Here is an 11,901-nt window from a genome sequence, read left to right on the forward strand (position 1 = left end):
TTGTTCCAGAGTCCGCCTCTTCTGAACCCCGCCGGGGCGGGCTTCGCTTGGCGTGCGGTATGGTCTAGAAGACGGGCTCGGCCCTGCCGGGTTAGCACAGCGGTAGTGCAGCGGTTTTGTAAACCGAAGGTCGGGGGTTCGATCCCCTCACCCGGCACCGCCCTGCCTCAGGGCCAGGGCCGGATGCGCCCCGCTCTGGAGCCCTAGCTCCCCTTGGGAAGGCTGGGCAGGCCCTCGAACTCGTCGAAGCGGGTCTGCGCGACGCGAGCGGCCAGATGGGCGGCGATGAGCGCCCCGAGGATGGTCGGGAACAAGATCAACATGGGAAGCATTCCTTCCGGTCGGCCCCCTCATCCCGCGCGACGGGGTGGGCACAGTGATGGAGTCGCGTGTGCCGGTCCCTTTCGGGGACGATGGGGCTGCATGCGGGGATGCAGCCGCGTCCGGCTGAGAGTTCAGGCAGTGCCGACCGTTGCGAAGCCGTCCCGGTTGGTGGCGCGAACGACGGCGGCGAAGAGGCGCAGCGCCTCCGGCCCGCCCTGGTCCAGCAGGGTGCCGGACTCCATCTCGGCGGCCAGTAGTTCGGCATGCTCGGCCAGTGTTTCCGCCGCCCGGCGCAGGGCCTCACGCGACAGCGTCAGCTGCAGCTCGTCGGGCAGGGCGTGCCACGCGCTCGGGACATGCGCGCTCTCCCCGGAGTTTTGGACGGAGTGCACGGGTGGTTTTCCTTTTCCGGAAGCCCTCCTGGCACGGTGTCGCCCCTCTCGGGTGCAAGTCCGCACTCTCCGCCCGATAGGTTAACCCTTGGTGAGCGCCGGGGGATCTGGCCGGATATGCCCGGCCCGCCTCGCCGGATTCACACGAATCGTGCGGTGGCCTCGCCCAGCAGGTCGAAGCCGGCCGTCACCTCGCAGGGGCCGTCCAGCCAGATGACCGGGGTGACCGAGCCGAGGAACACGACCTGCCCCGCCCGGAGTCCGCCGAACATCTCCGCCGCCGGGGAGGAGGCGAGCCAGGCGAGCGCCTCCATCGGGTGGCCCAGCAGCTCGGCGCCCGTGCCTGCCGCCCGCTCCACGCCGTCCACCAGCAACCGGCCGCGCGCCGCCGGCAGGTCCAGGCCCGGCCAGCCCGAGGCGGGAGCGCCGGTCACCCCGCCAGCATGGAACACGCTGTCCGCGATGAGCCCGGGCGCGCCGAGCGCGATGAAGTCGCCGTAGCGCTGGTCCACCACCTCGATGGCGGCGAAGACGTGCTCCACTGCATCCTCGACCGATTCGCGGGTGTGGGCGCCATGGGCGATGTCGCGGCCGAGCCGGATGCCGATTTCGCACTCCACTCCGGGTTGATGGAGGTCGGCGAAGCGGAAACGCCCGGAGCCCGCCGCGATTCCCTCGGCCGGGCAGAAGCCTGCGCAGGGATGCTCCAGGCCGAGATAGGCCTGCATCCCCTTCGCCGTCGCGCCGATCTTGAAGCCGGCCGGGGGAACCGCGCCTATGGCCTGCGCGAGGCGGAACTGCAGCGCGTAGCCCGCCGCCACATCGGCCGGCGCCTCCGCCCCGAGGTCGGGAAAGCCCCGGCGCGCGCGGCGGTCGGCCAGGATCCGCGCGGCGACCGGGTCCGTCGCGCCCGGCCGATCTCCCGGCGCGGCCATCAGGCCCGCCCGATCTCGTAGAGGGCCACCGCGGCGGCGGCGGCCACGTTCAGGCTCTCCATGGCCTCACCGATCGGGAGCCGCACCAGCTCGTCGCAGGTCTCGCGCTGGAGGCGGCGCAGCCCGCCGCCCTCGGCGCCCAGCACCAGCCCCACCCGGCGGTCCGACGGCTTGGCCTCGGCCAGGGTCCGCGTCGCCTCGCCGGCCAGCCCCATCACCCAGGCGCCGCCGTCCTGGAGGTGCCGGATGGCGCGGGCGAGGTTCACCTCCCGGACCATCGGCACGATCTCCAGCGCCCCCGAGGCGGCGCGGGCCAGCGCGCCCGTCTCCGGCGGCGCGTGCCGGTCCTGCACCACCACGGCCGCGGCGCCGAAGGCGGCGGCGGAGCGGAGGATGGCGCCCACGTTCCGGGGGTCGGTCACCTGGTCCAGCAGCAGCACCGGGCCGGGGGAGGCGGCCAGCGCATCGTCCAGCGCCACCCCGGGCAGGGGCTCGGCCAGCAGCGCCGCCCCCTGGTGGATGGAATCCTCGGGCAGGAAGGTGTGGAACCGGGCCCGGTCCTCCACCCGCTCGGGCTGGAGCTTGCGGGCGGCGAAGCTGCCGGGCGGCAAGCGGGCCGTCAGCGCCGCCTCGGCATCGGGGGTGAGCAGCAGGCGGCGCAGGCGGCGGCGCGGGTTCAGGATCGCGGCCGCCACGGCGTGCAGACCGTGCAGCCAGATGGTGTTGGCGGGGGCGCGGTCCTCCTCCCGGCGCGCCGCCGGATCGGGACGGGGGCGCGGCGAGTCCGTGCCCTCGCGACGCGGGGCGCCCTGGCGCGGGCCGCGCTCCTCCCCGGGCTTGGCGCCGAACCGGGCCTTGTGCGGGGCCACCGGCGACTTGCCGGGGGCGCGGAAGCCGGGCTGGCCGCCGCGCGGGGCCTCATCGGCCGGGGGAGCGGCGCCCTTCCAGCCTCGCTTGCCGTCGAAGGCGCGCGGGCGCGGGGGCTGGCCGTTGGGGCCGCCAGGGGAGGCGCCGCCCTGGGACGGGCCACCATGGGGCTGGAAGGAGCGGGGGCCTTGCGGCCTGCGGGGTGGTGACATGGCGGCATCCTGCAAATCGCGGCGCCCATCGCAAGCGCCCCGTGCCTGCCGCCCGTGCTTGCTGACCCGCACGCATCACGTTGACAGCCTCACCACTTCTCGGATAGTCCGCCGGCTCCCGCCCGTTAGGGTTGGGGACACCCTGTGGAGGGGTGCCCGAGTGGCTAAAGGGGACGGACTGTAAATCCGTTGGCTCGCGCCTACGTTGGTTCGAATCCAACCCCCTCCATGTGTCCCATTCCCCCGACAGGCGCGGTGCGCGCGGCGGTTCATCCCGAATCGCGGGTCCAGTGGGCGGGTGTAGCTCAATGGTAGAGTTCCAGCCTTAATGCGCCCCCAATAAAAGCGTCCAAGTGCCGCTGACTCCTCAGGTTGGGGCGTCCCGACTTGAACAGAATCCGCTCCTCCCGCTTAGTTCAAGTTGGAGAGGAGGCGAGGGTATGAGGGGCTGGGTTCGAACTGTGTTCGTCATAGGCGACCAAGCGGTCGCCGAAGGGGTCCCCGCGGCCCTTCTGGGAACGCCTTTCATCATTGATGAGACTGGCGAGCCAAACCAATGGACCAACGAGTACCTGCTCGCACGCCGAAACGGCGACTGGTCGCCAGTGGCACCCATTCAGGGTAAGTACATCATCCTCGAAGGAGGTTCGGCGGACCGGGCGAGCGTCGGATTTCTATTGAACCGCGCCTATCAGTTAGATGTGTTTCGCCGCTGGTGTGCCGAAGAAAATCTCGCGTTTTCGGATGTGACTGGCGCAGACCTCGATAAATTCGGCGACTATCTAGAGAGCGGTCCTAATCCTGCAAATGGGTGGAGGCAGGGCGGCGACGGTCTCCAACTGAAATCAATAAATCAGTATCTCATTTCGGCCATCGACCTGCTGAAATTTGGGGTGCGGCGAGGATTTCGAAAAGATCTGCGCCTGAAGATGCGAAAAGTTCGGAACCCACGCGGAGCGCGTGGGAAGACTACGTTGCAACCGAGCGTTCTTCGCCGCGTCCACCCCAACGAAATCACAGCCTGGTACACTGAAGAACAAATTGGAACCTTCATTGAGACGCTCGAAACCGCTTCCATGCGGCTAGCAGCCCGCATCTACCATGGAATGGGTTTGAGGCTGAGGGAGGCACTAGATCTCAAGACAACAGATTTTCCGGCGCTTGCCGATTTTAGGCGGGATCCAGCTCGACGGCGGATTAGAGTTGTCGGGAAGGGCGACAAGGAACGGTGGGTGGAAATTGATGAGAAGCTGCTGCGGACGGTTCATCGGTATTGTGAATTCGACCGACGGTTGCTTGAACGAAAGCTGAATCAGAAGCACGACGTGCTTCTGCTTGGGATCGGTGAGGATGGCCGAGCCAGTCCATTGAAGCCAAGGCTCGTTCAGAAAGCATTCGTGAAGGCTCGTCAGAAAGTGGGTTTTGCGGCGCTCTCTCCTCACCTGCTTCGTCACCACTACGCCGCACATTTCCTCTTGCGTGCCTGGAAAGTCGGTTCCAAGGCGGCCGAGGGCGGGTTCGTGAGCTACGAGCGAAACGTAGGGCAGGCGCTTTTGTCGGCGGACCTTATGCGCCTGAAGCAAAATCTCGGGCACGCCGACCTAAGAACAACATTTGAATATCTGAATGCCCTCTCCTTCTTGCTCGGCTCCGATATACCCGAAGCCTACGAAACTGAGTTGGACGCATCCGAGTGGGGGGATCGCGCCGCATGAACTTCATGGTCAGCGGCAAACACACCGATAAGGTGACAAAAGAGACCACCCGATGGCAAAAGCCGATTCTGGCGTCTTTGGCGGAAGGGAATGAGAGATTTCGCGGACGTCCCCTCCTAGCCCAACGAATATTGCCGGGATTTCAGGATCTTCACTGCGAACTGACGCAGAGGAGCGCGGAACGTTCACTTGCAAACCTCCAGTACTTTTGGCTGTTTCTCGACGATCAGGAGAGGGCTTCCGCTCTGCTGGATGTCAGCTCCCATCTCAGGGTGGACGATCTAAGTTGGCTGATGCTTGAGGGGGTGTGGCGAAACTTCATCTCGTGGCTTCGGGAAATCCCAGAGAGCAGGCTTTGTAAACGCAGCAAGTATAACATCAATCAAGGAACCTACGCGGTCTTTCGCCGATCTTTTGAGCTGGCCGTCGAACTCGGCGAGACGGACCGCGACACACTTGATATCTACATTTACTTTCGGTCAGATAATAAGGGCGCCTACGGTGATGACGTCCTCAGCTTTGAGGAGGCGAAGAGTGCCTTTCGGCCACTGGCGCGAATCTGGAGGCGAATAGTTCACCGCACGACGGATGCACGCAGACTCGCCGCTGAAGGCGTAAATCCGATGACGGGCAGCAGCGGCGCTAATCGCTGGAACGGCGGGGGATGGCACAGGCCCGAGAACTGCCTGTGGGTCACGGAGCGGTTCCTGCCCTTCTCCGGTCTTGGGTTGGATCCGGCGCTGCCGTCCCGAGTCAAGGGCGGCATGCGGACGCCCGTACCCGCTTCGCTCATCATCCCGGAAATCGCCAAGAGCACCACCGGGACGCACGCTTACGCCACAACCAGGTTCCTCGGCCTTCCGGAGCTCACCATTGCCTTTGCGATGGTGACCATGAAGACGGGGCTCAACCCGGACACGCTCAGCCGGATGACGGTGGACCACTGGAGCAGGCCGGATCCCCTAAATCCGGAGAAGCGGGCGATTCTCTACGGGCCTAAGCGGGTGGGCGATCGGCTGCAGCGGGTGTCCTCGTCGGTCGTCCGCAAGACCGACGCATACCAAATCATCAAGTTCGTCATCGAAATCCAAGAGCCGATCCGCAGGCGCCTCATGGAGATCGCGCAGGAAACCGGAGACCCTGAAATAAAACGGAGGGCTTCCTTGATCTGGATAGGGGTCCTCAACGGCGCCTTGTTCGATTTCCTTCCAGCCCCCTACAACTTCTACAAAGCACATCGCTTCCTCGACACCCTCTTCGAGACGGCTGGTGTGCTGCGTGAGGACGGCAGCCCGCTCCGCTACCGGATGACGCAAGGAAGGGATGTCTGGGCGTCCTTCGTCTATCACCGAAGCGGCATGAACTACCTGCTCACCGCTCAGGCGCTGAGCCACACCACGCTCGGTGCGCTTCTCAACTACCTCGAGAAGAAGCAGCAGATCGTGCACGACCGCAAGCGCCTAGTCGATCTACAAAATAAGGTTTTCACTGACCTAAAGCAGGGACAATACGGACCACGCAGATACAGGGAAGGCTACACCGAGATGGCGATCACCGGCCTGAACTGCGTAGATACCCACAACCCCTCTCCAGAGGCAGATCCAGGGCACCGATCCGGTACAACCTGCCTCGCGCAGCGCTGCTTCCAATGCTGGAACTGGTACGCGACCAAGGAGAGCTTGCCGTATCTTATCCGCATCATCGCTGATCTCGAGGAACATCGGGAAACCATTTCCTTAGCTCTTTGGGAAACGAGTGATCATCCGCTGGAGTTAGCGCTGTACCAGCATATCGTCAGCAAATTCTCCGACCTCCATATCGCGGAAGCTAAGATAGCCGCGGGCCAACTGGAACCCATTGTGCAGACGTCGCTCTTCGTCGGCAAACATGTGACGAGGCGGACGACGTTATGAGCCTAGTCGATTTGGCCGATTTTTGGCGTTTATGCGGTCAGAATGGCTGGGGCGCCATGAGCGACCATGCTGCCTTACTGTACCCGCGGCCGGGAGAGCCTGCCTTCGACGACGATGCAGCATTCGAGAAAATCCCCATCTTTCCCGGACATCAATCCGATGTTCCAGTGCGTGCCGGTGACCGCGAGTGGACTTTACCGCTCGCTTGGCACCGCGAGTACGAAACCCGTCCTCTCTCGTATCTGACCTTCAAGTTTAATCTCTCTAACAAGCGCGGGCAGGATGAGGCAGTGAGATCCGCGGAGCTCTGCGTTAAGCGCTGCTTCTACCTGATCGTCTTCCATTCCCGCCGTCCGCTATCTCTCACTACGCTGAGAGGACGCCTTAAAATCCTCAAGTCATTCGGGAAGCGCGCTGTGAAGGAAGGCAAGGCCCTTGCCGAGCTGGACTACGCCGATCTCCTCGCAGCCATCGGGTGTTTGCCTTGGAAAGACAGGCAGGCGGTGGCCAGTGTCTACCACCAACTCAGGCTCTGGCGCGCCGCAACGCCGAAAACTTACTCCATGTTCGTGCCGCCGCCGTCGGTTGAGAGCCTTTGCGACGATGATTCCTATAACGGATTGGATACGGAGAATGTGAGAGACGACGAAGGCGAGCCGCTATCGAGGACATACCAGCCGTTCAGCGATGCCTTTGTGACTGCTGCAGGAGAGTTCTGTTTGTCGGTACTCGACGAGTTGCAGCCAGCAGTGGTCACCTGCCTTCGGGAGGTCATGTCGGTCCAGGAAGAGGATCGCATCGAGGCGCTCCCTGGCATTCTCGCGGGCCGCAAATGGCCGCTCGAACTCGAGGTGACGGGGGAGCAACAGCTGCGTGGAGTGGGGCACCTCTGCCAATTGGCTTGCATCTTCATCCTTTCGCTCGTGCTCGGCCCTCGCTGGAGTGAGGTGAGCGCGCTTCCCTTGGACGCCGTGAAGGGCAGCAACATCAAACCTGACGGCAGGACGCTGTGGGGGCTGACATTCAAGCTTTCTCAGTCCAGCGGTGGCGAGTGGCGCGACTGGCCCATCAGCAAGCGTCTCGCGGATTACCTGAACGCACAACGAGACTACGTTCAGCTCCTCGAGGGCGAAGGGTTCCGCTACCTCTGGAGGAATCACTCCTCCATCTGGGGATCTGGCCAGCCCCTTCGGCAGATCCATACTCCTCTTGTGAAGTTTGCGGATAAATACGGGTTCGCGGAACTGACGGACGGCAACGTCCATCACCACCGCTTCCGCAAGACAACTGCGCGCCTCATCGTCATCGCGCTCCATGGCGGCCCGATGGTCCTTAGACGGCTCTTTGGGCACGAGCACCTTGCCATGACGCTCCGCTACATCTTGGCGAACGAGTCAATCCTCATCGAACTGCGCGAGATCGCTGAGGAGGAACACCGACGCGCTGCTGCGCCGTTCATCGAGAAGAAGGATAAATTGGTCGGAGGCGGAGCCAAGGGGTGGGCGGCCGGTATCGAAGCCGTGGTGGCCTTGGCGGACGTTTTCGTCCCGGACGGTGCCCGTGACCAGGGCAAAGTCACCACGGATGACATCATCGACGTCGTTGCGAGCGGACCGGATGGTCTGTCGTTGAAACAGATCATCCCAGGTTTGGTGGCGTGCTTCAAACCGCGGGACGAGCCCGGCCTCTGCTGCAAGCACAACGAGCAACCCAACGTTTCGAAGTGCCAAGCCGAGTGCATGTGGCACCTCGTGATGCCCGAATACAGGGAAGCAGCACGTGCGAGCGTCGCGAGTTCCATCGTCCACCTTCGGGGAAAGGACGTCGGAAGCCCGCACTGGGTTCACTACAGCCACGTGATCAGGGAGAAGTTGGCGTTGTTCCCCGACCTCGCGGCCGAGTTCGTGAACGACCCGATCGTCGTTGACGTGCTGAATCGGGAGGAGGTGCACCATGCCGCGGGCTGAGGAAACCCAGAAGGCCGTACGAGACGCCATGGCAAAGTATGAAGCTATGGTCTTGCACGAGAAGAACTTCGATGCAGCCTCGCAGTCGCACAAGTATCCTCACGCCATCTCAGCGGCCGAGGTTCTCCGGATGGCGGGTATCCGATCCCGAACCACGTTGTCGGCTAGTTACCACGACACTTTGCGGCGCGAACTCGACGTCCTCATCGATTCCCTCAAACAGAAGTGCCGGAAGGGAAAGGCTGCCAAAAAGGTCGCCCAGGAAACTAGGCACCGCATCAACCGTGAGGACCAGCTCGCCCAGAGCATCATCGCGCTCCAATACAAACTTCTGGAGCAGCAGAAGAAGATCTTGGCTCAAGATAAGGAATTGGACGAGCTTCGGGGCAGAGAAACGATGGGAGCAACTGTGGTGAACCTGCGGCGCGCCCGGCGGGCGTCGAAGGCATCGGACGACGCGTGACAGGGGGCGGCACCCGCGTCCAGGCGAAGTGAGCTACCAAGGGGGGCGTCCGCCACCTTTCCCGGCACTCCGCTTGCGGGCACGTTCCTCTTCTCCTCCAGGGTGGCCGTCGCTCGGGGCAGAGCGCTGGACGTCTCCTAGAGGCGTGTGTCCGACAGGTCATGGCTCCGGCGCATTTCGCGTCGAGCGTCCTCCAGGCGCCGACCCGGACGTTTCACGCTACGGCCACCTCCTTGCCGTCCTCCGTCTCGACGAGCCAGACGTCCTTGGCCGCGTGTGGTTGCTACTCGGAAACCTCCGCCACCTCGACCATCGCGTCGGACGCCTCGTCCCAGGCGCTTGCCACGTCGCGCGTCCGTCGGCCGATGGGGAGGATGGCTACGGGCGACCGGTGGAAGGGCACCACGAGCATGTTCAGGCGATCCGGCAAGCAGCATAACTGGACCATGCGCCCTCATGGGCGCCCGCAATGGCTCGCGTAGGACCGAATGCCTTGCACCGGATCACGTCCCTGACCTGACCATCGTGATGGTCATCCTGCAGCCGACCTAAGATTCGCCGAAGCGAAACAGCCTGAGCATCCCCTGAACTCGACATGTCACAGCGCAGCCACCCGAGCCATTTCCACATTCATCGAAATGTCATTGACCAGGAGCGCAGCACCTCATACTTCGACTTTGCTAGGAAAGTGGAGAAGCAAGGGTGGAGCCCAAACAGGTAGTGGCGGCGCTGGGTGCACTGGCCCATGAGCATCGTCTGGCGGCCTACAAGCTGCTGGTGGAAGCTGGACCGGAAGGGTTGCCCGCAGGCGCCATCGCGGAGCGGCTCGGGACGCCGTCCTCGACGCTGACCTTCCACCTGCAGCAGCTCCTGCACGCCGGATTGGCCACCCAGCGCCGCGTCAGCCGACAGATCATCTACGCTATGGTCCCGGCGGCGATGAACGGGCTGGTGGGCTACCTGACCGAGAACTGCTGCGGCGGCGAGGCGATCTGCGCCCCGGCCTGCGACCCCGTGGCCGCGACGGTCCACTCCTGCAAGACAACAGCCGCCTGAGGAGGGCGACATGGAGCGCACCTACAACGTGCTGTTCCTGTGCACGGCGAACAGCGCCAGAAGCATCCTGGCCGAGAGCATCGTCAACGCTCGGGGCGAGGGGCGCTTCCGGGGGCACAGCGCCGGTTCCTTTCCACGTGGGCAGGTCAGGCCCGAAGCCGTCAGGCTGCTGCAGTCGCTCGGCCTCCCAACCGAGGGTCTCCGGTCGAAGTCCTGGGACGAGTTCGCCAGACCGGGCGCACCGGTCATGGATTTCGTATTCACCGTCTGTGACGACGCCGCGGGGGAAGTCTGCCCGGTTTGGCCCGGGCACCCTGTTTCGGCTCACTGGGGCATTCCGGACCCGGCTGCCGCCGAGGGAACCGAAGCCGAGGTGGCGTACGCCTACGCGGACGCGTTCCGGATGCTCGAGCGCCGCCTTGCCGTCTTCCTTGCCCTGCCCTTCGCGTCGCTGGACCGCATGTCCCTGACCAACCGTGTCCGTGAGATCGGCCGCTCCGCCCCCGCCACCAACGAGGACCACGCATCGTGACCGTCACGATCTACCACAATCCTGCCTGCGGGACGTCCCGCAACACGCTCGCCATCATCAGGAACAGCGGCGAGGAGCCCGAAATCATCGAGTACCTGAAGACCCCGCCCTCCCGGGACGAACTCGTCGACCTGATCCGCCGCATGGACATCCCGGTGCGCGACGTCCTGCGCCAGAAGGGCACTCCCTACGAGGAGTTGGGTCTCAGCAACCCAGACCTCACCGACGACCAGTTGCTCGACGCCATGATGGCGCACCCCATCCTCATCAACCGTCCCATCGTGGTGACGCCGCTCGGCGTGCGGCTGTGCAGGCCGTCTGAGGCGGTGCTGAACATCCTCCCGAACGAACAGCAGGGCGCCTTCACCAAGGAGGATGGCGAGAAGGTCATCGACGACCAAGGTCGGCGCGCGGCGCCGGGGAACGCGGCATGAGCGCCTCGGCACAGGGCGAGGCCGCCATCCAGCGGCGCCGGGAGGCGATGGGCACCTTCGAGCGCTACCTCACCCTCTGGGTCGCGCTCTGCATCGTGGCAGGCATCGCGCTCGGCGCCGTGCTGCCCGGCCCGTTCCGGGCGCTCGGCCGCATGGAGGTGGCGCAGGTCAACATTCCCGTCGCTCTCCTGATCTGGGCGATGATCGTCCCGATGCTGCTCCGAGTGGACTTCGCCGCCATGGGGCAGGTCACCCAGCACTGGCGCGGCATCGCCGTCACGGTCGGCATCAACTGGCTGGTGAAACCCTTCTCCATGGCTCTGCTCGGCTGGCTGTTCGTCGGCTACCTGTTCCGGCCCTGGCTGCCCGCGGGGCAGGTGGACAGCTACATCGCCGGGCTGATCCTGCTCGCCGCGGCGCCCTGCACCGCCATGGTCTTCGTATGGTCTCGCCTGACGGACGGCGACGCCAACTTCACCCTGTCCCAGGTCGCGCTGAACGACGCGATCATGCTGGTGGCCTTCGCGCCGGTGGTCGGCCTGCTGCTCGGCCTGTCCGCCATCACGGTGCCCTGGGACACCCTGTTCCTCTCGGTCCTGCTCTACATCGTCCTGCCCCTCGTCGCGGCGCAGCTCTGGCGCCGGTCGCTGCTGGCTTCCGGCGGCGAGGCGGCCCTCCAGCGCACGCTCAAGTCGCTGAACCCTGTCTCGCTGCTGGCCCTGCTGACCACGCTGGTGCTGCTGTTCGGCTTCCAGGGCGAGCAGATCCTAGCGCAGCCGCTGGTCATCCTGCTGCTCGCTGTGCCCATCCTCATCCAGGTCTACTTCAACGCGGGCCTAGCCTACCTGCTGAACCGCCAGTGCGGTTCCGCCCACAGCGTCGCCGGTCCCTCCGCCCTCATCGGCGCCTCCAACTTCTTCGAGCTGGCGGTCGCGGCCGCCATTGCCCTCTTCGGGTTCGAGAGCGGCGCCGCGCTGGCCACGGTGGTCGGCGTGCTGGTCGAGGTTCCAGTTATGCTTTCGGTCGTCCACATCGTCATGCGCAGCCGCGCCTGGTACGACCGCGGGGCTGGCCGGGCGGCGGCTCGCTGA

At 64.6% G+C, this 11,901-nt stretch carries 12 protein-coding genes and 2 tRNA genes; 10 read left to right on the plus strand and 4 right to left on the minus strand.

Annotated features, from left to right (window positions below):
* The first annotated feature begins 85 nt into the window (after positions 1-85).
* Positions 86-157, plus strand: a tRNA-Thr gene (locus FHS87_RS11955).
* Between the two features lie 298 nt (positions 158-455).
* On the opposite strand, the gene FHS87_RS11960 is transcribed toward FHS87_RS11955, so the two are convergent.
* The 3 genes from FHS87_RS11960 to FHS87_RS11970 form a co-directional block, all read right to left on the minus strand.
* Positions 456-716: a hypothetical protein gene (locus FHS87_RS11960; protein ID WP_184518381.1), complete on the minus strand. Its 261-nt coding sequence runs from the start codon at positions 714-716 to the stop codon at positions 456-458.
* A gap of 140 nt (positions 717-856) precedes the next feature.
* On the minus strand, positions 857-1,651 hold the full coding sequence (locus FHS87_RS11965; RefSeq protein ID WP_184518383.1) for a 2-keto-4-pentenoate hydratase: 795 nt from the start codon (positions 1,649-1,651) through the stop codon (positions 857-859).
* Positions 1,651-2,520: a TrmH family RNA methyltransferase gene (locus FHS87_RS11970; protein WP_376766437.1), complete on the minus strand. Its 870-nt coding sequence runs from the start codon at positions 2,518-2,520 to the stop codon at positions 1,651-1,653. The genes FHS87_RS11965 and FHS87_RS11970 overlap by 1 nt, the downstream gene beginning before the upstream one ends.
* Positions 2,521-2,876: 356 nt before the next feature.
* Here FHS87_RS11970 and FHS87_RS11975 point away from each other — a divergent pair.
* The 5 genes from FHS87_RS11975 to FHS87_RS11995 all read left to right on the plus strand — a co-directional run bounded on the left by FHS87_RS11975 (position 2,877) and on the right by FHS87_RS11995 (position 8,788).
* Positions 2,877-2,959: transfer RNA gene (locus tag FHS87_RS11975), tRNA-Tyr, on the plus strand.
* A gap of 211 nt (positions 2,960-3,170) precedes the next feature.
* Complete coding sequence (locus FHS87_RS11980; RefSeq protein WP_184518388.1) at positions 3,171-4,445, plus strand: tyrosine-type recombinase/integrase; 1,275 nt, start codon at positions 3,171-3,173, stop codon at positions 4,443-4,445.
* Positions 4,442-6,358 carry a hypothetical protein gene (locus FHS87_RS11985; protein ID WP_184518391.1) on the plus strand — a complete coding sequence of 639 codons (1,917 nt, stop codon included), beginning with the start codon at positions 4,442-4,444 and terminating at the stop codon, positions 6,356-6,358. Before FHS87_RS11980 ends, FHS87_RS11985 begins: the two co-directional genes overlap by 4 nt.
* A gap of 56 nt (positions 6,359-6,414) precedes the next feature.
* Positions 6,415-8,325, plus strand: a complete 1,911-nt coding sequence (locus FHS87_RS11990; protein WP_184518394.1) for a site-specific integrase — start codon at positions 6,415-6,417, stop codon at positions 8,323-8,325.
* The gene (locus tag FHS87_RS11995) at positions 8,312-8,788 is read left to right on the plus strand and encodes a hypothetical protein (RefSeq protein ID WP_184518397.1); all 477 of its coding nucleotides are present in this window, start codon (positions 8,312-8,314) and stop codon (positions 8,786-8,788) included. The genes FHS87_RS11990 and FHS87_RS11995 overlap by 14 nt, the downstream gene beginning before the upstream one ends.
* 283 nt (positions 8,789-9,071) lie before the next feature.
* On the opposite strand, the gene FHS87_RS12000 is transcribed toward FHS87_RS11995, so the two are convergent.
* Positions 9,072-9,218 (minus strand): hypothetical protein, encoded by a 147-nt coding sequence (locus tag FHS87_RS12000; protein WP_184518400.1) that lies wholly within the window; start codon positions 9,216-9,218, stop codon positions 9,072-9,074.
* Between the two features lie 272 nt (positions 9,219-9,490).
* Here FHS87_RS12000 and FHS87_RS12005 point away from each other — a divergent pair, with 272 nt between their 5' ends.
* The 4 genes from FHS87_RS12005 to arsB are packed head-to-tail and all read left to right on the plus strand — an operon-like array spanning position 9,491 to position 11,901.
* Entirely contained in the window at positions 9,491-9,844 is a 354-nt protein-coding gene (locus tag FHS87_RS12005; RefSeq protein WP_184518403.1) for an ArsR/SmtB family transcription factor, read from the plus strand.
* A 10-nt stretch (positions 9,845-9,854) separates the two neighbouring features.
* Positions 9,855-10,376 (plus strand): arsenate reductase ArsC, encoded by a 522-nt coding sequence (locus FHS87_RS12010; RefSeq protein WP_184518406.1) that lies wholly within the window; start codon positions 9,855-9,857, stop codon positions 10,374-10,376.
* A complete protein-coding gene (gene arsC / locus FHS87_RS12015; protein WP_184518409.1) occupies positions 10,373-10,810 on the plus strand; it encodes an arsenate reductase (glutaredoxin) in 438 nt (145 codons plus the stop codon). Before FHS87_RS12010 ends, arsC begins: the two co-directional genes overlap by 4 nt.
* Positions 10,807-11,901, plus strand: a complete 1,095-nt coding sequence (gene arsB / locus FHS87_RS12020; protein WP_246418354.1) for an ACR3 family arsenite efflux transporter — start codon at positions 10,807-10,809, stop codon at positions 11,899-11,901. The genes arsC and arsB overlap by 4 nt, the downstream gene beginning before the upstream one ends.

It is taken from the genome of Muricoccus pecuniae, from assembly GCF_014199205.1.
GTDB classification, from domain to species: Bacteria; Pseudomonadota; Alphaproteobacteria; order Acetobacterales; family Acetobacteraceae; genus Roseomonas; species Roseomonas pecuniae.

Coding starts and splice junctions, on each gene's coding strand:
- FHS87_RS12010 (WP_184518406.1), top strand. CDS start 9,855: ATGGAGCGCACCTACAACGTGCTGTTCCTGTGCACGGCGAACAGCGCC.
- FHS87_RS11980 (WP_184518388.1), top strand. CDS start 3,171: ATGAGGGGCTGGGTTCGAACTGTGTTCGTCATAGGCGACCAAGCGGTC.
- FHS87_RS11965 (WP_184518383.1), bottom strand. CDS start 1,651: ATGGCCGCGCCGGGAGATCGGCCGGGCGCGACGGACCCGGTCGCCGCG.
- FHS87_RS11995 (WP_184518397.1), top strand. CDS start 8,312: ATGCCGCGGGCTGAGGAAACCCAGAAGGCCGTACGAGACGCCATGGCA.
- arsB (WP_246418354.1), top strand. CDS start 10,807: ATGAGCGCCTCGGCACAGGGCGAGGCCGCCATCCAGCGGCGCCGGGAG.
- FHS87_RS11985 (WP_184518391.1), top strand. CDS start 4,442: ATGAACTTCATGGTCAGCGGCAAACACACCGATAAGGTGACAAAAGAG.
- FHS87_RS11990 (WP_184518394.1), top strand. CDS start 6,415: ATGAGCGACCATGCTGCCTTACTGTACCCGCGGCCGGGAGAGCCTGCC.